The organism is Streptomyces diacarni (genome assembly GCF_003323715.1).
Lineage (GTDB): Bacteria > Actinomycetota > Actinomycetes > Streptomycetales > Streptomycetaceae > Streptomyces > Streptomyces diacarni.
The window spans coordinates 62,615-82,799 of record NZ_QOIN01000036.1 but is presented as its reverse complement, the minus strand read 5'-3'; the positions used below and the strand labels follow the sequence as shown (position 1 = coordinate 82,799).

Sequence of the window (20,185 nt, the reverse complement as noted above, 5' to 3'; positions counted from 1 at the left end):
ACCATGACCGTCACAACAAGGAGTAATCGCAATGACCAGCACCACCACCCGTGCCCGTCGCGTCCTGCTGGCCGCCACCGCGGCCGTCGTCCTCCCGCTCGGTCTGACCGCGTGCGGCGGTGACGACGGGGGCTCCGACAAGGCGTCCGACAAGAAGAGCGAGCAGAGCAAGAGCTCGCCCAAGGAGACGGACGAGAAGCAGGACACGGCCATGGGCACCTTCGGCGACGCCTGTAAAACCGTGCCGAAGTCGGGCAAGGGCAGCTTCAAGGGCATGGCCCAGGACCCGGTCGCCACCGCCGCCTCCAACAACCCGCAGCTGTCCACGCTCGTCGACGCGGTGAAGAAGGCCGGGCTGGTCGACACCCTCAACAGCGCGAAGGACATCACCGTGTTCGCGCCGACCAACGACGCCTTCAAGAAGATCCCGAAGGCCGACCTGGACAAGGTCATGAGCGACAAGGAGATGCTGAAGAAGGTCCTGACCTACCACGTCGTGGGCGAGCCGCTGGACAAGGCGAAGCTGGCCGACGGCTCCTACCCGACGCTGGAGAAGCAGGAGCTCACCACGAAGGGCTCCGGTGACGCCTACAAGGTCAACGACTCGGCGAACGTCGCCTGCGGCAACGTGAAGACCGCGAACGCCACCGTCCACATCATCGACACGGTGCTGATGCCCCCGAAGAACTGACCCGCCGCCGTGCCCGGGCCGGCCGCACCGCCGCCCGGGCACAGCCGGTGCCCGTCAGCCTTGGCCGGCGTCCTCGGATGACGCCCGGGCGAGGGTGTCCGCCACCGTTGTGCACGCGAGCCGGGCCACGGAGCGCAGTTCGGCGTCCGAGGTGCCGGCCCGGCTCAGTACGGCCAGCGACTGGTTGACGGCGACGACGAATGTGGCGAGTTCGTCGAGCGTCCGGCTGTCGGCCGAGGAGTCCGCCAGCGCCGCACGGACCCGTTGGCGCTGGGTGTCGAGCAGGCCGCGCACCTGTACGCCGTTCTCCTCCTTCAGCGTCGGCGACTGCGCGGCGGACTGGGCGATGAGGCACCCCACGGGGACCGACGGGTCGGCGATGCGGCCGAGGACGACGTCGAAGAACGCCTCGACGGCCCGCGCCGGGTCACCGATGTGTGCCGCGAGCGCCTGCTCGTACTGCGCGCCGTAGATCGACGCGTAGCGCTCCAGGCACGCGCCGAACAGGGTCTCCTTGTTGCCGAAGGTGCCGTAGAGGGAGCCGCGGCCGAGGCCTGTGGCCGAACCGAGGGCATCGAGTGAGGCGTCCGCGTAGCCGCGCTGCCAGAACACCCGCATGGCCTGGTCCAGGGCCGCGCCGATGTCGAACTGCTTCCGGCCTGACACGGCCTCCACCTCCTCCTGTACGGCACTGGCGGGAGTCTACCCGCATCTTGGATCGATCGGTCAATCTATCTTTGACCGATCGATCCACGATGCTTACCGTGTGCTCGACACGTGGGCCGGCGGGCGCCGCTCCCGTCGTGTCCCCCGCGCTCACGGGCCCCGCCCCCGGCCGCTACGGAAGTGCACCGATGGAGGAACACCATGGCTGATCCGGCACCCACCGCCCCCGTCACCGGCAACCCGGGCCACGCCCTACCACTGCACGACCCGCCACTGCACGACCTGGCGGGCTTCACCCACCGGTGGGTCGACGCGGGCGGTGTCCGGCTGCACGTGGTCGAGGGCGGTCGGCCGAACGCCCGGAGGGCAGCTACGACACGCACACGGTCGCCGCGTACGTCCACGCCGCGGTGGAAGCACTCGGAGTGTCGGCATACTCGCTGGCCGCCCACGACATCGGCGCCTGGGTCGCCTTCTCCCTCGCGCTGAGGTACGAGAGCAGGTTGCGCGGCCTCGTCCTGCTCGACGCCGGCATCCCGGGCATCACCCTCCCCGACGCCGTCCCTGCCGACCCCGCTGTCGCGTGGAAGACCTGGCACTTCGCGTTCCACCTCGTGCCCGACCTGCCCGAAACACTGCTCACAGGCCGTGAACGCGCGTACGTCGGCTGGTTCCTGAAGGTCAAGGCCCTCGCCTCCGACACCTTCGACGACGCCGAGATCGACCAGTACGCCGCGGCCGTCGCCGCTGACGGCGGACTCCGCGCTTCCCTGGCCTACTACCGGGACGCCGCCGCATCGGCGCGGAAGAACCACGAGGCCCTCGCACAGCACCACCTGACGGTGCCGGTTCTCGGAATCTCCAGCAGCCACGGTTCCGTCCCCGACATGGCAGCTTCCCTCAGCCCGTGGGCCGACCACACCACCGGGATCGTCGTGCCGGACGCAGGCCACTTCATCCCGGACGAACAACCCGACGCCGTCGCTGCCGCCGTAGCCGGTTTCCTCGCCGGAAGCGCGTGACCCCGCCCGAATCCGCGCCCGCCAGGCCACCGGTGCTCCCCGGCGCGGGCGTCCGGCCCCCGGCGGAGACGCCACGCGGTCGGCGGCCGGTCCACGGGCGGGTGGCCCGACCGGCCGTCCGGGGGCGCTCGCCGGGCGGCGGAAGCGGCCCGCGGCTACGCTCGTGCCATGGGTGGCCGCCGTCACGCCCGTCCGGCGAGCGCCGACGATCTGCTCTCGCAGCTCGGCCGGCTCACCGCGAGGGTGCGGGAGGAGATCGAGGTCCAGCGGGCCCGCGTCGAGCTGGCCGAGGCCCTGCAACGGGGCATGCTGCCCGCCACCCTGCCGACCGCACCGGGGCTGCGCGTCGCCGCCCGCTACGCGCCGGCCGGCAACGGGCTCGACATCGGCGGCGACTGGTACGACGGCTGCCGGCTGTCCGACGGCACTCTGGCCTTCTCCGTCGGCGACGTGCAGGGCCACGACGTCGAGGCCGCCGCCTACATGGGTCAGGTGCGCATCGTCCTGCGTGCGGTCGCCGCCATGGGCCCGACCGATCCGGGCGACATCCTGGCCACCGCCAACGAGCTGCTGGCCGCCACGGACAACCCGCTCTTCGCCACCTGCCTCTTCCTCTGTTTCGACACGAGGACCTGGAGCGTACGCACCGCACGCGCCGGGCACACCGGAGCCGTGTGGGCGCGGGCCGACGGGGTGTGCGGCATCGTGGAACACTCCGAGGACGAGATCGGGCTGCCGCTGGCCGTCATGGAGGGCGAGACGTACGCGGTCACCGAGTACCGCTTCACGCAGCCCGGAGCGCTCGCCCTGCTGACCGACGGAGTGGTCGAGGGGCCACGCTTTCCCCTGGATGAGGGCCTGGCGGCGGTCGCCCAGGTGTTGCGCGACGGCGTCTTCGAGGACCCGGAGACGCTCGCCGACCGGGTCATGGAGGTCACCGGGCGGACCGGACACACCGACGACGCCGCCGTCCTCGTACTGCGCCATGACGGCCCTGAGGCGTGTCAGACGGACGCCGCGGCGCCTGAGAGGGTGAGATGAGTGGCGTGGCACCCACGCACTCGACGGCGGACCGCGCGCCGGATCCCTCCCCCGCTCCGGACGGACGGGCCCGCCCGGAGCGCGGCACGGGCAGGATCCGTGGCCGGCTGGTCGCCGGTTACGTGCTGCGCGTCGTGCTGATCGCCCTCGGCTACTACGCAGGCGGCCTTGTCGGGCTGCTGCGGCACGTGACGGTCGAGGGGGCCACCGTCACCCCGTTCTGGCCGCCGACCGGCATCGCCGTGGCCTGCCTGCTCCTCTTCGGCGCGGGCGTGTGGCCCGGCGTGACACTCGGCGCCCTGCTCGTGGTCAGCGGCATGGGCCCGCTCAGCCTGACCGCGGTGGGTTTCATCGCCGGCAACACACTCGCCCCACTGTTCTCGTGCGCCCTGCTGCGCCGCATTGGGTTCCGCGCCGACCTGAACAGGTTCCGGGACGCGGTGTGCCTGGTCTTCCTGGGCGCCCTCCTCGGCATGCTGGTGAGCGCCACCGTCGGAACGCTGATGACGGTCGCGGGCGACGGCCTGACGCTGTCGGACTTCTGGCCCGTCTGGTCGGCCTGGTGGGCCGGTGACGCGGTCGGTGTCCTCGTCGTCACCCCGCTCCTGCTGGCGCTCCGCAAGCTGGAGCTGCCTGGCGACCGCGCGCAGGTCGCCGAGGCGGTGGCCCTGGCGGCGGCGACGGCGGCACTGGCCCTCCTGGTGACCCGGAGCACGATCAGCCTCCTCTTCCTCATCTACCCGCTGCTGGTGTGGGCGGCACTGCGGTTCCAGCTGGCGGGCGCGGCGGTGTGTACGGCGATCCTGTCGGTCTCCGCGACATGGGCGGCCACCGACCGCGCCGGGATCTTCGCGCGCCAGGACCTGATCGAGGGCATGATCACCCTCCAGGCCCTCAACGGTTCCGCCGCGCTGACGGCCCTGCTGCTGGCCGCGGTCACTGCGGAGAGGCGCAACACCCAGCGGCGGATCGCCGCGGCCTGCGACGACCTGGCGGAGATGGTCGACGTTCTCGCGCCCAAGGGCCGCGGCCCCCGCAGCTTCCCCGCCGGCGGCCGCACGGGACAGCGCCACGGCTGACATCCGGGCGGGACCGCGAGGAGGCGACGGGCGTCAGGGAGCCAGGTGGGCGAGGAGTTCCGCGCCCGCGGGATACGGACGCTCGGGTGGAAGGAGACCGCGGGCGGCGGCCAGGTCGCCGTCACGGACGGCGGCGTGCACCCGGTGGGCGAGCGGCGTGACGTCCGTGAGGGAGACGATCCACTCGTCGGCGTAGCGCCGCGTCGCCTCGCCGGCCAGCCCGAGCTGCAGCGAGCGGTGCGGCAGCGGACGCAGGTGCAGATCCCGTTCGGGGTCCCACTGAACGCGGGCCGGGGACTGGCGCAGTCGCCGCTTCCACTCCGCGTGGTCGGCGTGGCGCTCGGCGTCGTAGTGCGTAAGACACGCGTTGCGCAGCGCCCACTCGAAGCCCTCGCGGGCGATCTCGACCGCGAGCACCGTCTCCTGGTCCTCCTTCGCCGCCCAGCCGCAGCGGTACATCATCCAGAGGAAGGACGGCTTGATCCACGTCATCCGGTCGCGTTTCCAGGAGGCCGGGAAGCGCCCGTCGCGGACCGCCGGCAGGCCCAGTCGCGGCGCGTACGCCTGGTAGACGGTGACGGTGGACGCCGTGTAGGCGGCCCGTATCTGGTGGGTGGGTTGTTCCGACACGGCGTCCACGGTCTCCGGTTACGGCGCGGAGTGCCAGCGAATTAGCCCCGGCGGCGCCGGTAGAACACGGTCACGCCTGCAGACCCTGTCCTCTCCCCAGCCCCCGCCCGAGAACGGGACCGCGCGGCCTGCCTCGCTCCCCGCCGACCGCCGGGATCCGGCAGCTGACCGCCGGTCACAGGATCTCCAGCGGACGCTTGCCGGCCGGCGGTGGGAACGCCTCGTCGAGCGCGGCGAAGTCCTCCTCGCCCAGGACCAGGTCGGCCGCCGCCCGGTTCTCCTCGACATGGCGGCGCGAGGAGGCCTTGGGGATCGCGATGACCTCCTCGTGGCGCAGCACCCAGGCCAGTGCCACCTGCGCGGGCGTCGCCCCGTGCGCGTCGGCGATCGCGCGCAGCGCCTCATGCCCCAGCAACCGCCCCTGCTCGACCGGCGAGTAGGCCATGACGGGTACGGACAGCTCGCGGCAGCGGGGCAGCAGCGCGTACTCGGGGCCGCGCCGGGTGAGGTTGTAGAGGATCTGGTCGGTGTCGGGCACGGCGCCCCGCGGGAGGTCGGCGAGGTCGTCGGTGTCCAGGTTGCTCACGCCCCAGGAGCCGATGCTGCCCTGGCGCACCAGTTCCTCCAGCGCCTCGACCGTCTCAGCCAGCGGGACGCCGCCGCGCCAGTGCAGCAGGTAGAGGTCGATGCGGTCCGTTCCCAGGCGGCGCAGGCTCGCCCGGCAGGCCTCGACCGTGCCGCGCCGGTCGGCGTTCGACGGCAGCACCTTGCTGACGAGGAACGCCTCGTCCCTGCGCCCCCGGATCGCCTCGCCCACCAACTCCTCGCTGGCCCCGCTGCCGTACATCTCGGCCGTGTCGATGAGCGTCATGCCCAGATCGAGGCCCGTGCGCAGCGCGTCCAGCTCCTCCGCCCGGCGGGAGGGGTCGTCCCCCATGTGCCAGGTCCCCTGCCCGAGGGCCGGGACCCGTGCACCGGAAGGAAGGGTCACTGTACGTATCACGTGGATCGTGGTCCTTTCCGTGCGACGGTGCTGAGGGGTACCCCCCCATGATCGCCGCTCCCCTTCCGAACCGCCCACCGGGGGCCGTCAGCCAGGCTGGCTGCTGTCCTTCATCGAGCCCCAGCCGTGCCAGCGCTCCACCGCGACCCAGGCGCTGACCCGGGGGCGTTCCCGGTCCGGGTACTGCTGGCCGAGGTAGTGCTGGGCGAGGCGGTCGATGTCGGTGAGGCCCTCGTCCGGCCTGAACTCCTCGACGTGGCCGATGATGCTGATGTGCGTGTACCAGTCGTCCTTGCCGAGGACGGTGAGCGTCACGCGCGGGTCGTTGCGCATGTGGGACAGCCGCTTGCGCCCCTCGTCCATGTTGACCAGCACCCGGCCGTCGTCCCACAGGTACCAGGTGGCCGTGGACACCGGCTGCCCGTCGGAGCGCAGCGTGGTGATGACGCAGGGGTTGGGCTCGGACAGCATGGCGACTGCCGCGTCGGTCAGTGGTGGCTTCGACACGTGATCCTCCTCGATGGATGCGTGTGCGGTTCTCGTTCCGCGGCCCGAGTGCCCACTCCGCCCGCGCCGCACAGGACGCCTGCTCAGCCTGGCACACGCCCCGTGTGTCAGGCGCGCAGCGGGGACGGCCCGGCGCCGTCACGCAGCTCGTGAGGGGAGCCGTCACGTAGCTCGTGGTGGGAAGCGATCGGTGCACGTGTCGCGGACCATGCCGCGCTCCGGGCTCAGACCGCGCTCCGGGCTCAGACCGCGCCCGCCTCCGGTATACGGGTGCCGTTGGCCAGGGCTGCCGGGTCGAGGCCGAGGGCGGCGGCGGCCGTGGCGCCCACGTCGGCCAGACTGCCCGCGTCCGGGAGCAGTTCCACGCCCGGGGCGCCGGGGCGGTGGATGAGCACGGGTACGTACTCGCGGGTGTGGTGGGCGTGGCCGATCGTCGGGTCGTTGCCGTGGTCACCGGTGACCACGAGACGGTCCCCGGGCTCGTCCAGCAGCGCCACCAGCGCGGCCAGACCCGCGTCGACCTGTTCGAGTATCTGTGCGTACCGCTCCGGGTCGCGCTGGTGTCCCGCCAGGTCGCTCTCCTGGACGTTGGCGACGACCAGCGCCTCCCCCGGTGCGCGGACCGCCTCCAGGGTGTGGGCGAGAACGTCGGCGGTGGGCACGGCCGGCCGCCGCACGGCGGCCTCGCACGCCAGGATGTCCGCGGCCTTGCCGACGAGCGTCACCGGGACCCCGGCGCGGGCGGCCAGCTCGGGAAGCTGACGGGTGTGGTCGAGCTGCGCGCCCAGGTGCCGCACCTGGAGTCCGCCGTTGCGGTAGAAGCCACTCGCCGGTGTGTCCAGGCCGACGGTGCCGCCGTCGCCGGGCCGGACGAATCCGGGCAGCGGCCCGTCCGCGTGACCGCCCACGGCGATGACCCGGGCGACGGGCGCGACGGCACGCACGGTGCGGGCGACCGCGAGAAGGGCGTCGAAGTCCAGGTCGTCCAGCCGTGCCGAGGCGTTCCAGTTGATGCCGGGGTCCGCTTCGAGGTTGTCGTGCACGAGCACACCGCCGTCGACGACCAGAACCGGTCCGCCGTCGAGCGGCTCGACCCGGTGACCTGCCGCGCGCAGAGCCGCGGTGACCTCCTCCAGGTGCTCACCGAGGCGGGCGACCGTCACCCGGCTGAAGTCCGCGCCCATCATCGTCTGGTGCCCGGCGAACGTGTCGGCCCCAGGATAGCCGAGCGCGGCCCTGCCCGCCGCGACGGGCAGCTGGGTGCGGCGCGCGAGGTCCGGATGCGGGTGGACCAGGCCGAGTCCGAGCGCGCCGAGCGCGGGCAGCCGCAGGGGCCGTCCGAACGCCTCGCGCGCGTGGTCGAGGACGTGCCCGCAGGTGTCGGCTGCCGCGTCCCCCGGACGCAGCACGCCCGCGTCGGGCATGGCACCGACACCGAAGCCGTCGATGACGACGATGACGGTGCGGCCGCGGTGGCCGGTGCGGCCGGAGTGGCTGGAGGGGCCGGAATGGCTGGAGGGGTCGGGGTAGCCAGAGGGGCCGGTGCGATGGGTGGGGCCGGTCGGGTCGGCCGGGTCGTCATGGGTGGTCACAGTGCCCTCCCTCGTGCGTCGTAGAGACCGGTCAGCCTCGGCGCCCCGGACGAGAGCCCGGCGACCACCGCGACCGTGGAGCGGGTGACGAAGATCTGCGTGCGGAACGCCAGCAGCGCCGTGTCACCCGCCCGTACGTCCGCTCCGGCCTCGGGGGCCGCCAGGAGGCGGTAGTAGTCGATGTTCTCGGCGGGCGCGTCCTGGACGGCCAGCCGCAGTTCCGCGCGGGGCAGCAGGGCGGAGCTGATGTGCGAGCGGGCGTAGAAGCCGCCGCCGAACACCGCCGGACGGCCGTCGGCCAGGGTGTGGGCGACCTCGGTGACGTACACGTACGCGGGCCGCTCCGGCTGCGCGGTGTCGCGGGCGTGCAGCGGGGTCGTGCCGGTCAGCGCGTGCCCCGGCTCACCGTGCGTGGCGCCGAGGCGCGCGAGCAGCGGCAGGCTGGCGACACACGTGGCGCTGGGGGCGCTCAGTTTGAGGTCCTGGTGTCCGCGCGCGGCCAGCAGCTCGCGTGCCCTGACGGCGAGGTCGAAGTTGGGCGTCGGCACCGGCTCACCGGTTTCCGGGTCGCACAGGACGCAGGGGAACGCGGTGACCCCGGCGATCCTGATGCCCGGCAGCCGCTCCGCGTCCTCGGCGAACTTGTCGAGCGCCGCCAGCGGTACGCCGCCCTCCTGCCCCGGGTAGACGGATCCGGCCGCGCCCTCCAGCCGTACGAGGACGTCCTGCACCATGCCCAGACGCTGTGCCTGCTCGGAGACGGCGCGCGCGTTGGCCAGGTCGTAGACGGTGACGGCCTCGGGCCGCCAGGCCAGCAGTTCGGGCAGTGCACGCTGGGGGATCTGCACGAGGTGCCCCAGGTTGCCGGCGCGGGCGCCCGCCGCGTGCAGGGTACGGGCCTCGTCCTGGTCGATGGCGGCGAACCGGGGGATGGCGCGGGCCACAGCGCGGATCAGCTCGGGATTGCGGCCGAACTGCTTGACGACGAACCACAGGGACAAGCCGAGACGTTCGGCCTCGGCCGCCAGGAGGGCGGCGTTCTCCTCGATGGCGTCCAGGTCCATGACATAGGTGTCGGGCGGGATCTCGCCGCGCCGGTGCAGGTCTGCCGCGACGTCGGCGAGCCCCGGGTTGCGGGCGAGAAGGCTGTCGAGAAACACGTCAGTCCTTTGCTCGGTGCGTGGCGGAAGTGGCGGGCGGCGTGGCGGACGTGGCGGGTTGGGCAGCTTCGGCGGCCGGCGGCTCCGACGCGGGGGCGCCCTGGGCGCGCAGCTCCCACAAGGTGCGGCGCAGCACGGACAGAACGAGGTCGGCGCCCGCCCGCATCGGGTTGACGCGGATCGCCCAGTCGGCCAGCTCCGGGGCGTCGTCCAGGCTGGAGCTGGACATGCGGTAGAACAGCGGCGCCACCTCGTAGCGGGAGTTGGAGCCCACCGGGTAGGGCGCGGCACCGAACCGGGCGGCGACCTCGGGCACCCGCCGCGCCACGGGCGCATCGAGTTGGATGATGAGGCATCTGTCCTGCGCGTTGGCCAGGCGCACGTCGGTGACGCCCGGCACCTCGCCGGCGCCGAGGCGTTCGGCGACCTCGGCGCCGACGCGGGACTGCACCGCCCACATCACCGGCACGTGCGTGAGGGCGCGCAGCGCTTCGAGGGCCTGGTGGCCCTGCACCTGCCCACCGCCCGAGTAGTTGTCGGCGCGCACCCCGTCGACCAGGTCTCCGGCACCAACGACCACGCCGACGCCCTCGGGGCCGTGCAGTTTGAACAGCGAGAAGCACGAGGCGTCCGCGCCGAGTTCGACACCGCAGGCGGGCACCCGGAAGGCCGCGTAATTGTCGTCGACGAGGCTGCGTACACCCGCGTGGGCACAGGCGGCCAGGACCTCGCCGGGGTCGTAGGAGTCGGCGAGGCGCTGCCGGGTGTGCTGGACGTAGGCCCACCGGAACCGGCCGGAGGCGAGCGCGTCGCGCAGCGCCGCCGGGTCGTTGAAATCGACCTCGACCGCCTCCACGCCCAGGCCGCGCAGTGTCACCGCCGTGGTGCGGTACACCGGCGCACGGTGGATGAGCAGCGGCTCGCCGGGGCTCACGGCGGCGCTGAGGGCGGCGCGGATCGCTCCGGTGCCCGCGCCCTGGACCAGTGCCGCGTCCTGCGCGCCGAAGTAGTCGGCCAGTACCGCCTCGACCCGGGCCGTCGTCCACGGCCTGCCGAGTCCGGGCACCACGCCGGTGTCCGCGGTGAACAACTCCTGCCCCTGGAAGTGCGCCGCGGTGGCCTCCAGCAGCCGGAACTGCCACCTGACGGCGTCTTCCACGGGGACGGTGGCCAGCGGATACGTCCGCGGGAGTGCACCGGGGGGTGTGTGTGCTGCTGCTGGTGTCATGTCAGTCCTCCTCCGGGCTCGCGCCGGTCAGGAAGCGCGTCGGGTTGCGCCGCGTCATCAGGTCGATCAGGTCCTCGTCGACGCCCGCGGCGCGGAGCGCGGGCAGGAACGAGCGGAAGAGGTGGCCGTAGCCCTTCCCGCCCTCGCTCAGCAGGTAGCCGTGGCGCGAGATGTCGCAGCTGAGCAGCGCCCGGTCGGCGTGGCCCGCCTCCAGCAGCGCGAGGAGGAGGCGCAGCCGCACCTGGTCGCTCTGGTAGCTCTCCTTCCCGACGGTGTCGAAGGCCACGTACGCGCCCGCCTCGGCCAGCCGGCGGTGCACGGCGGGGTCGTCCAGCAGGTCCTGGTGGCCGATGCAGATCCGGTGCGGGGCCAGGCCCTCCGCGGTCAACAGGTCGAGTTGGGCGAGTCCGCCGTGCCCCAGTTGGGCGTGGGTGGACACGGACAGCCCGGTGGCGAGGGCGGCGCGGGCGGCGGCCCGCAGCGACCTGGCCTCGGCTTCGCTGGGGGTGTCGCCGTGGCTGCCCACCTCGCCGAGCACACCGGGCCGTACGCCCGTGGCGCCGATGCCCTGTTCGATCTCCTGTACGAGCGTGCAGGTCAGCTGCTCGACGGAGGCCCCTGCCAGGTCCGCCTGCGGGTGGAACGGCTCGTAATACCACCCGGTGGCGGCGATGACGGCGACACCGCTCTCGCGGGCGATCCGCACCAGCGCGTCCGGGTCCCTGCCCATGCCCCGGCAGGTCAGCTCGACGACGAGGGAGAGGCCGAAGTCCTGCCGCAGCGCGGCCAGTTCCCGGCTGACGGCCGGGCCGTGCCGCCGTGCGTCGAGGACCGCCGCCGCGTCGCCCTCGCGGTCCAGGTCGAGGGCCAGGTGTTCGTGGGCGAGCACGGGGCCCGTCAGCGACGCGGCGGCGAGCGGCCCGGTGACGGTCCGCAGCAGGCCTTCTGGGGTGTGCGGGATGGTGGTCATGGTGCGGGTCTTCCTGGTGACGGCGCGGCCTTCAGCCCTTGACGGGGGTGAACAGGTCGAGCCAGTAGAGGACGTTGAGCAGGATGCCGCCGACGATCACCGCGGCGGGTGCGGCCGCCATCCTCACCACGGGGCGGCCCATCGCCTCGTTGAGCAGGTAGAGCCCGCCCACGATGAGGATGCCCAGGCCGGCGCCCATCGCGTTGGCCGCCATCAGGGAGCCGAAGAGGATGGCCAGATGGAGGCTGTCGGTGATGGCGTTGCGCAGGTGCTCGGAGGAGTCGCGGACGCTGGGCAGCTTGCCGAGGACCTTGCCGATGTAGGACAGCGCCAGGACCTCGATGGCGAAGACGGCGGCTCCGACGACGACCGCCAGCACCGGGTTCGGCATCAGGTAGCCGATCGGGTAGACGAGCGTGAACCCGGCGATGCCATAGGCGCCGGATGCCAGCGCCGTCGTCGCGATCAGCGGAATGAAGCCGAAGACGCGGTAGAAGTCGACCTGAGCCGCCTCGGAGATGTGGCCCTTGGCGATGAGGAAGCTGGTGGCCTCCCCGCCGCCGAATATGTGCATCTGGGCCAGCAGACAGACCCCGGCGCCCAGCAGCATGAACAGCGGCAGGTAGCGGCGCAGCCGCGTCGCGCTCGCGCTGAACAGGGAGGCCATCGGGTCGTCTTCCGCCTGGGCGGGGTCCTGGTCCGCGGCGGTCTCGCCCCGTGCCGCCTCGGCCGCGCGGTCGGCCTTGCGCTGTGCCAGGTCCCGCCGGACGGCGAGGCCGATCAGCATCAGCACGCCGACGGCCATGGCGAGCGCACCGGCGAACATGTCCGGCCACAGCTTCATCGTCGCGACCACGAGGACCAGTTCGACGACACCGGCCACCGCTCCCCACACGCGCCCGAACTGCTTGGTGATGGCCAGCACCGGGAAGAGCGTGAAGAGGAACAGGATCGGCGTGGACATCTGCTGCATGGCGGTCAGGAAGTCCACGGGCAGGTCGTGCGCCACCTCGTTGGCCCCGTTGAGCCCGAAGACGACGACGGCCCCCCAGCCGGCGCCCAGCAGCGGCGCGAGCCACTTCTTGGGGGACAGCAGGCCCAGGATGTCGGTGGGCAGGAAGAGCAGCCACGGGTTGAGCACACCCGAGGAGAGCGCCATCGGCGCGCCGAGTCCGAAGATGAACCCGGCCGAGAGGCCGAAGGAGACCGCCGTGGTGGCCGAGCGGGTCGTCCGGCCGTGGATGAAGTCCAGCATGAACGGGCGCACGCCGTCGTTGAAGACGGCCAGCGCCATGTGTGAGATGAACGCCGTCAGCGCACACAGGACGATGACGGTCAGCTGCTGGGGCAGCGAGAGGTTCAGGCCGGCGCCTGCGGCCAGTTGGGTGCCGGTGGTGCCCACCGTGCTTGCGAGGTCACTCACGGGATCGCTCCTTCACGCCCGGGCTGTCTGCGACGCTCAGCCGCGCGCGGCGACGGCGCGGGTGAGCAGGGGGACGACGGTGCCGATCTGGTCCATGGAGAAACCGAAGACCTTCTTGCCCTCGGTGAGCAGCGCGGCGACCTCGTCCTCGGTGGGCACGGAGCGGCCGAAGGTGTGGCAGGCGGACTGCCCCATCAGGCCGACGAGCACGCCCAGGGAGGCGCCAGCGCCGGTGTGGCAGGTGCCGAAGAAGTAGTCGGCCTGTCCGGCGCGGAGCTTCATCGCGGCGTCCATGTCGCTGGAGACGACGACGTCCACGCCGTCGAGGCCGAGTTCCTTGATGGCGTTCGCGACCTCGGTCTTGCCGACTCCGCCGGTGAGGATCTTCGTCATGGCTGGTGCCTCTCATCTGTGCTGCGCGGCCCGAGGGGTGGGCCGTGCAGGGAAAGGGGGGTAGGGGGCAAGGGGTGGAGGGGGTGGCGGTCGGGAGGGCCCGGCGCGGGCGGCTGTCAGCCGGTGACGCGCTGGGCGAGGACGGCCAGGTGCATGGCCAGGAAGTTGATCTCGGAGGTGGGCAGAGCGGCGCCGAGTTCACTCTCCGCGCGTTCGGCTATCCGGCGGGCCCGTTCGACGGCTGCCGGGTGGTCGGCGAGTTCGGCGGCCACCTGCTCATCGGTGGTGAACTCCTCGATGGGCTCCCCGTCGAGGAGCCGGGTGAGCGCCATCATCAGATGGCTCGTCAGCATCCCGGCCGTCTCCTCGGTGACGGGTGCGCCCTCGTCGGTGAGCGCCGTCAGCTCGGCGGTCACGAAAGCGGCCACCTGGGGGCGGACTTGGCCGCTGTCGCGGAAGAGCTGGATGCGCAGCGCGAGCTGGTCGTCCACGGTGTTGCCTCCTCAACATCCCACAGAACTCGGGATTCTGGATTCTCTTGGGCTGCGCGAGCCCGCACGGATCGAGCCGTGCGGTGCGGTGGCGCGGCAGGTGGGGTGTGTCAGTACGAGGGCATGCGGTCTCCTCGCAGGACCTCGGACTGGAGCTCGGCGACCCGGGCCGGGTCGATGGCCTGCCGTATCGCGTGCAGGGCTGCGACGCTTCCGGCTCTGCCGATGACGACCGCGCTCGAGTTGCGCAGCGACAGGTCACGTGTCACCTCGTCACCGAGCGGGCGTACGTCCACCCCCTCGCCGATCCGGCCCTGCACCTCGTCCAGGTTCCAGACGGTGGCGTCCGCCTCGTTGTGTCCGAGCAGATCGGGAAGCTGCATGTAGGAGCACTCCACCCATTCGACGTCGCCCCGCCCGCCGAAGGTCAGCTCGGCGAGCATGCGCTGGTCCTCCGAGGCGTGGTCGATCGCCACACGGAGACCCGGCGAGTCCAGCGAGCCGCCCTCCCGCAGCAGCACGCCGTGGGCGCCGACGTAGGTGGCGGGGCCGAGATCGACCACGATGGCCAGATCCTCGGGATACTCCTCGATGAGCCGGTCGGCGGCGAAGCGGGAGAGCACGACGAGGTCGGCCTTGCCCTCCATCAGCGCGGTGGCCCGGCTGCCCGCGCCCCGCATGAACGTGATGGCGAACGGGGTGCCGGCGTCGTCGAACGCCGCGCGCAGACCCGTGGCCAGTCCTTCGTAGCGGCGCGAGTAGGGCAGCGGCATGGCCGCGAGCAGGGTGCCGAGCCCCGACAGCCGCCACAGGATCGCGCGGTCCGACCTGACGAGGAAGGTGCCCAGGTGCCCGCGGGCGGCGGTCTCGATGGCGCCGGCCTCCTCCAGCAGCCGCAGTGCGGCCTGGACCGTGCCGTTGCCGCACCCCAGCTCCTCGGCGAAGTCCCGCACGCGGGGCAGCCGCGTCTCCGGCTCGTACTCCAGCAGGAGGAGCGCGAGCTGGCGGGCCGCGAGGCCGTTGCGGGTCAGGAACCGCTCGTCGTAATCGTTCACGAGGAAACAGTAACCAGAATCCTGGATTCTTGACAAGACCCTTCTCGCCCGAAGTCGCCGCGGCTCCCGCGGCCGGTCGCGGACCCCAGGACCGAGGCCGTCGCGACCCCGTTCACCGGATCACCCAGGGCCGATACCATCAGAAGCTGCTAGAAAAGGGTCATGCGCGGTCTTTTCGGGCGCCGAACGGCTCGGCGCGAACGCCCCCGCCGGGTGTCGCCCGCCTCCGCGCACTCCGAGAAGGAGCCGGGGCCCGGCAGGCCGGGCTCCGGTACGGCGGGTTCGGCGGGTTCGGCGGGTTCGGCGGGTTCGGCGGGTTCGGCGGGTTCGGCGGGTTCGGCGGGTACGGCGGGTACGGCGAAAACCGACGCGCCCGGTTCTCCGGACCTGCGGGACTCGGGGTCCTCCGGACGGCACGCCCGTCCCCGGAAGGGGTCCCGCCTCCCCTTCGGAGCCCGGAGCGTCGCCGGAGAGGTCTTCATCCTCCAGGTAGCGGTCATCGTGCTGCTCATGGTCGCGGTGGTGGTGGCCTTCCTCCTGCACGCCCAGTGGGACAGCTCCCGGCACGCGCGGCAGGAGGGCCTCGCCGTCGCCAGAACCTTCGCGCACTCCCCTGGTGTGCTGGAAGGGCTGGACAGCCCGGACCCGACCGCGGCGCTGCAGCCGCGCGCCCAGGCGGTCCGCAAGGCCACCACCGTGGACTACGTCGTCGTCTGGAAACCGGACGGGATCAGGGTCACCTCGTCGGATCCCGACCTGATCGGCAAGCGAGTCGTGCGGCCCTACAAGAACATCGTCGAACGGGCCCACCGCGGCCTGCCCACCACCACGACCCTCGAGTCGGCCACCGGCGGCAAGACGGTGAACTCCGCCGCCCCGATCACCCGCCCGGACGGGTCGCTGGCCGGACTGGTGTCGGCAGGAGTGAAGGTCACCCGGGTGAACCAGGGGGTGAAGAACCAGCTGCCCGTGCTGCTGATGTCGGCCGCCAGCGCGCTCATCCTCGCCTCGGGCAGTTCCGCGCTGGTCAGCAGAAGGCTGCGCCGCCAGACCCACGGGCTGGGGCCGACCGAGATGACCCGCATGTACGAACACCACGACGCGGTACTGCACGCGGTGCGCGAGGGAGTGCTCATTCTCGACGAGGAGGCCCGGCTGAGGCTCGCCAACAGCGAGGCGCGCCGGCTGCTGGAGCTCCCCCGCAACGCGGAGGGGCGGCGGGTCGACCAGCTCGGCCTCGAAGCGGGCATGGCCGGGCTGCTGGCCTCGGGCCGTACCGCCTCGGACGAGGTGCACCTCGCCGGGGGAAGACTGCTGGCCGTCAACGTCCGCGCCACCCGTGCCGAGGAGGGCGCCCCCGGCAGGGTCGCGACGCTGCGGGACACCACGGAACTGCACGCGCTCGAAGGCCGCGCCGAGGTGGCGCGGGAGCGGCTGCGGCTGCTGTACGAGGCGGGCGTGCGCGTCGGTACGACGTTGGACGTGGTGCGTACCGCGGAAGAGCTGACCGAGGTCGCCGTGGACCGCTTCGCCGACTTCGCGACCGTCGAACTGCTGGACCCGGTGCCGCGCGGCGAGGAACCGACAGAGGCCCCCACCGACATGCGCCGGGTGGCGATCAGCGGCATCCGCAGTCCGTCGCCGCTCTACCCGGTGGGCGAGGTCACCAGGACGGTGGGTCTCACCGGCACGGGCGAAGGGACGGCGGACGGAACAGGGGCCGACAGTGTCGGCGCCGTGCTGGAGCCCGATCTGCGGGAGGCGCACGCCTGGCAGGAGGAGAACCCCGAGCGCGCGCGTGCCGCCGTCGCGGACGGTATCCACTCGCTGATCACCGTGCCGCTGCGGGCCCGGGGGGTGCTCCTGGGAGTGGTCGACTTCTGGCGCGCGGAGAGGAGCACGGCGTACGGCGAGGACGACCTGGCCTTCGCGGAGGAGCTGGCGGCACGGGCCGCCGTCAGCATCGACAACGCACGGCGCTACACCAGGGAGAACGCCATGGCGGTCACCCTGCAGCGCAGCCTGCTGCCGCGCGGGCTGCCCGAACAGGACGCGCTGGAGGTCGCCACCAGGTACCTGCCCACCCGGGCGGGGGTGGGCGGGGACTGGTTCGACGTCATCCCGCTGCCCGGCGCCCGCGTCGCACTGGTGGTCGGCGACGTGGTGGGGCACGGTCTGCACGCCGCCGCGACCATGGGACGGCTGCGCACCGCGGTGCTCAACTTCTCCTCCCTCGACCTGGCCCCCGAGGAACTGCTCGCGCATCTGGACGAGTTGGTCGACCGGATCGACCAGGACCAGTCGGCAGAGGGCAACGGCGAGGCCGTCACCGGCGCCACCTGTCTGTACGCGATCTACGACTCCGTGTCGGGCCGCTGCACCCTGGCGCGGGCCGGGCACCTGGGCCCCGCCGTGGTGCTGCCCGACGGCACCGTGGAGTTTCCCGAGATCCCCGTGGGACTGCCCCTCGGGCTGGGCGGAGCGCCCTTCGAGACGGCGGAGTTGCACCCGCCGGAGAACAGCCGGCTGGTGCTCTACACCGACGGGCTGGTCGAGGACCGCGACCGGGACATCGACGACGGGCTCGCGCAGCTGCACGACGCACTGGCGGGCCACCCGGAGCGGTCCCCGGAGGAGACCTGCGGGGCGGTGCTCGACGCGCTGCTGCCCCCCGACCCGAGCGACGACGTCGCCCTCCTGGTGGCCCGCACCCAGGTACTGCCGCCGGAACGGGTCGCCCAGTGGGACGTGCCCGCCGACTCGGGCTCCGTCGCCCCGCTGCGCGCGCAGGTGACACGGAAACTGACCGAGTGGGGCCTGGAGGACGTCGCGTTCACCACGGAGCTGATTCTCAGCGAGCTGGTCACCAACGCCATCCGCTACGGCAGCGAACCCATCCGCGCCCGCCTGCTGTACGAACGGTCCCTCACCTGCGAGGTCTCCGACGGCAGCAGCACCTCGCCGCACCTGCGCCGCGCCGCCGCGACGGAGGAGGGCGGGCGCGGACTCTTCCTCGTCGCCCAGCTCGCCGAGCGCTGGGGCACCCGCTACACACCGCACGGCAAGGTGATGTGGACCGAGCAAAGTCTGCACGACGGGGGGACGGGCGGCGAGGAGGACGAGGAGAGCCTCCTCGACCAGTGGGACGACGGGTCCCTGTGAGCGTGCCGGGGGCGTGCTGGGAGCGCGCCGTCCGGCTGGTGGCCGATGCGCGACACTTGAGCCATGCCCGGCACCACCCCTCCGCACGGCGAGCACACCCCCTCCGCGTCTTCGCACGGCTCCCCCACTCTCGCGAGCCTGTTGGCGACCGGTGCGGGCGAGGCGCTGGAACTGGTACGGGCGCCGCTGGGCAGTGGGGTGCCGGTGCACGGAGTGGGCGTGTTCGACTCCGGGGAGACCCTCGCCGCGCGGGGCCAGGTGCTGATCGCGCCCGGTGTCGACGACTCGTCCGACGTCGCCCCGCTGGTGCTGCGGTCGGCGGCCCGGGCCGGTGCGGTGGCCGTCGTGGTGCGGCGCGGGGCGAGTGGGCCGACACGGCGGCTGCTCGAGGTGGCCGACGAGACGTCCACGGCCCTGCTCACCAGGACGCCGTGGGTCGAGTGGACCGAGCTGATCGGCATGCTGCGCGCCGGGCTCGCGCACCGGGGCGGCCCTGCGGGCCCTGAGTCCCTCTCCGACGTGCCGCTGGGCGACCTTCCCGCGCTGGCACGGGCCCTCGCCGAGCTGGTGGGCGGAGCCGTCACCCTGGAGGATCCGGACTCGCGGGTGCTGGCCTTCTCCCCCACGGAGAACGGAGCCGACCCGCTGCGGCGGCTCACCATCCTCGGCCAGCAGGTACCCAGGTGGCGGCTGGACGAGCTGGCCGCCAGCGGGTTTCTGCGCACCCTGTGGTCGACCGACGACGTGGTGCACCGTCCGGCGGAGGAACGCTTCTCGGAACGCCTGGCGATCGCGGTACGCGCCGGGGAGGAGGTACTGGGCTCCATCTGGGCGGCCGCCGACGGCAGCCCGCTGCCGTCCGACGCCCGTCAGGCACTGCGCGAGGCGGCCCGCGTGGCGGCCCCGCACCTGCTGCACCACCGGCTGAGCGCGCGGAACGGGTCGTCGCGGCGCCGGCAGGCGGTCAGGGCGCTGCTGGAGGGCACCGGAGACGCACGGTCGGCGGCGGCGACCCTCGGGCTGGACCTTGGCACGCCCTGCGCGGTCCTGTCGGTCACTACCGGGGGCGCCACGGCAGCCGGCACGGTCGTCCGTCCCGCTGCCGACGTCACGACGGACGGCAACGTCACGACGGACGGCGACGTCACGGCGGACGGTGACGTCACGGCGGACGGCACGACAGAAGTTGCTACGCACGAGCGGGCCCTGCGACTGGCCTCGCTCCAGGTGACCGCGCACCAGCCCGCCGGTTACGCGCATCGTTCCCAGGGCCGGCTGGACGTCCTGTTGCCCCTCCCCGGCGAGCGCCCCGAGCAGTCCCCCGGCCCGACGACACGCGCCGACACCGCACCTGCCGGTGACAAGCCCCAGGGGGCCGACGTACGGGCACGGCGGCTGGCGCTCCAGCTCGCGGGCGCCGTGCGGGAGGCCGGCGCACGGCCCCTCGTGGCGCTCGGTCCCGCGCCGACGGGTCTCGCCCAGGCTCCCGACTCCCTCGAAAGAGCTCATCTCGTCCTCGGGGTGCTGCTGGAGCGGCCGGCCCGCACCGGGGAGCTGGAGGTCGCCGACGAGTCGGACGTGCGGGCCGCCATGGACGCGATGCGGGTCGTACGGGCCGTGGAGGCGCTGACGCCCGCGGTGGACGGGCCCGTACGGGAGCTGCTGGCCCACGACGCAGAGCACCGCACGGACCTGGCCCCAACGCTCGCCGCGTACCTGAGCAGGTTCGGCGACGTCGCGGGCACCGCACGGCAGCTGGGCATCCACCCGAACACGCTGCGCTACCGTCTGCGCAGGCTCCGGACCCACTTCGCGCTCGACCTGGACGACCCGGATGTCCGTCTGCTGGCCGAACTGGGCCTGCGGGCGGCGGGCCTGCACCCGGCACCGACAAGCAGCCCGGGACGCGGCCCCGGGACAGAGGCATGATCCGGAAAGGGGAGCCGACTCGCACAGGACGCGGTGCGCGCGCGTGAGAGCGCCCACACCGCGGCGTGGTGCAGCCGCACAAAGAAGTGTCCTCACCGTGGTGCGCACGGACAATCCCTCGTCCACTTTCCGGGCACCCGTTG

At 72.7% G+C, this 20,185-nt stretch carries 17 protein-coding genes and 1 pseudogene; 6 read left to right on the top strand and 12 right to left on the bottom strand.

Annotated elements, in window-relative coordinates; translation table 11 throughout:
• The first annotated feature begins 31 nt into the window (after positions 1–31).
• The gene (locus DTL70_RS09050) at positions 32–691 is read left to right on the top strand and encodes a fasciclin domain-containing protein (RefSeq protein ID WP_114021349.1); all 660 of its coding nucleotides are present in this window, start codon (positions 32–34) and stop codon (positions 689–691) included.
• 54 nt (positions 692–745) lie between these two features.
• Here the strand turns inward: DTL70_RS09050 and DTL70_RS09045 are convergent, their stop codons facing one another.
• Positions 746–1,357: a TetR/AcrR family transcriptional regulator gene (locus DTL70_RS09045; protein ID WP_114021511.1), complete on the bottom strand. Its 612-nt coding sequence runs from the start codon at positions 1,355–1,357 to the stop codon at positions 746–748.
• 201 nt (positions 1,358–1,558) lie between these two features.
• Between DTL70_RS09045 and DTL70_RS09040 the strand changes: the two are divergent.
• The 3 genes and pseudogenes from DTL70_RS09040 (at position 1,559) to DTL70_RS09030 (ending at position 4,499) form a co-directional block, all read left to right on the top strand.
• Positions 1,559–2,379: pseudogene (locus DTL70_RS09040) on the top strand (alpha/beta fold hydrolase).
• A 168-nt stretch (positions 2,380–2,547) separates the two neighbouring features.
• Complete coding sequence (locus DTL70_RS09035; protein ID WP_114021348.1) at positions 2,548–3,420, top strand: PP2C family protein-serine/threonine phosphatase; 873 nt, start codon at positions 2,548–2,550, stop codon at positions 3,418–3,420.
• Entirely contained in the window at positions 3,417–4,499 is a 1,083-nt protein-coding gene (locus tag DTL70_RS09030) for an MASE1 domain-containing protein (RefSeq protein ID WP_114021347.1), read from the top strand. The genes DTL70_RS09035 and DTL70_RS09030 overlap by 4 nt, the downstream gene beginning before the upstream one ends.
• Positions 4,500–4,532: 33 nt before the next feature.
• Here DTL70_RS09030 and DTL70_RS09025 read toward each other — a convergent pair whose 3' ends face one another.
• From DTL70_RS09025 to yhfZ, 11 genes are all read right to left on the bottom strand, one after another.
• Positions 4,533–5,129: a DUF4291 domain-containing protein gene (locus DTL70_RS09025; RefSeq protein WP_342776472.1), complete on the bottom strand. Its 597-nt coding sequence runs from the start codon at positions 5,127–5,129 to the stop codon at positions 4,533–4,535.
• A 175-nt stretch (positions 5,130–5,304) separates the two neighbouring features.
• On the bottom strand, positions 5,305–6,138 hold the full coding sequence (locus DTL70_RS09020; RefSeq protein ID WP_114021510.1) for an aldo/keto reductase: 834 nt from the start codon (positions 6,136–6,138) through the stop codon (positions 5,305–5,307).
• Positions 6,139–6,219: 81 nt separating this feature from the next.
• A complete protein-coding gene (locus tag DTL70_RS09015) occupies positions 6,220–6,639 on the bottom strand; it encodes a PPOX class F420-dependent oxidoreductase (protein ID WP_114021345.1) in 420 nt (139 codons plus the stop codon).
• A gap of 242 nt (positions 6,640–6,881) precedes the next feature.
• Positions 6,882–8,063, bottom strand: a complete 1,182-nt coding sequence (locus tag DTL70_RS09010) for a phosphopentomutase (protein WP_245979188.1) — start codon at positions 8,061–8,063, stop codon at positions 6,882–6,884.
• 164 nt (positions 8,064–8,227) lie between these two features.
• Complete coding sequence (locus DTL70_RS09000) at positions 8,228–9,391, bottom strand: alanine racemase (protein ID WP_114021344.1); 1,164 nt, start codon at positions 9,389–9,391, stop codon at positions 8,228–8,230.
• A 1-nt stretch (position 9,392) separates the two neighbouring features.
• Positions 9,393–10,619: an aminotransferase class V-fold PLP-dependent enzyme gene (locus DTL70_RS08995; protein ID WP_114021343.1), complete on the bottom strand. Its 1,227-nt coding sequence runs from the start codon at positions 10,617–10,619 to the stop codon at positions 9,393–9,395.
• A 1-nt stretch (position 10,620) separates the two neighbouring features.
• On the bottom strand, positions 10,621–11,589 hold the full coding sequence (locus DTL70_RS08990) for a phosphotriesterase family protein (RefSeq protein ID WP_114021342.1): 969 nt from the start codon (positions 11,587–11,589) through the stop codon (positions 10,621–10,623).
• Positions 11,590–11,620: 31 nt separating this feature from the next.
• The gene (locus DTL70_RS08985; protein ID WP_245979157.1) at positions 11,621–13,012 is read right to left on the bottom strand and encodes a YhfT family protein; all 1,392 of its coding nucleotides are present in this window, start codon (positions 13,010–13,012) and stop codon (positions 11,621–11,623) included.
• 36 nt (positions 13,013–13,048) lie between these two features.
• A complete protein-coding gene (locus DTL70_RS08980) occupies positions 13,049–13,405 on the bottom strand; it encodes a DUF2620 domain-containing protein (RefSeq protein ID WP_114021341.1) in 357 nt (118 codons plus the stop codon).
• A gap of 116 nt (positions 13,406–13,521) precedes the next feature.
• A complete protein-coding gene (locus DTL70_RS08975) occupies positions 13,522–13,896 on the bottom strand; it encodes a PRD domain-containing protein (protein ID WP_114021340.1) in 375 nt (124 codons plus the stop codon).
• 110 nt (positions 13,897–14,006) lie between these two features.
• On the bottom strand, positions 14,007–14,951 hold the full coding sequence (yhfZ, locus tag DTL70_RS08970) for a GntR family transcriptional regulator YhfZ (protein ID WP_114021339.1): 945 nt from the start codon (positions 14,949–14,951) through the stop codon (positions 14,007–14,009).
• A 162-nt stretch (positions 14,952–15,113) separates the two neighbouring features.
• On the opposite strand from yhfZ, the gene DTL70_RS08965 reads away from it, so the two are divergent.
• Entirely contained in the window at positions 15,114–18,113 is a 3,000-nt protein-coding gene (locus DTL70_RS08965; protein ID WP_425470338.1) for a SpoIIE family protein phosphatase, read from the top strand.
• A 63-nt stretch (positions 18,114–18,176) separates the two neighbouring features.
• Positions 18,177–20,042, top strand: coding sequence for a PucR family transcriptional regulator (locus DTL70_RS08960; protein ID WP_114021338.1), 1,866 nt, complete (start codon positions 18,177–18,179; stop codon positions 20,040–20,042).
• Positions 20,043–20,185: the final 143 nt, after the last annotated feature.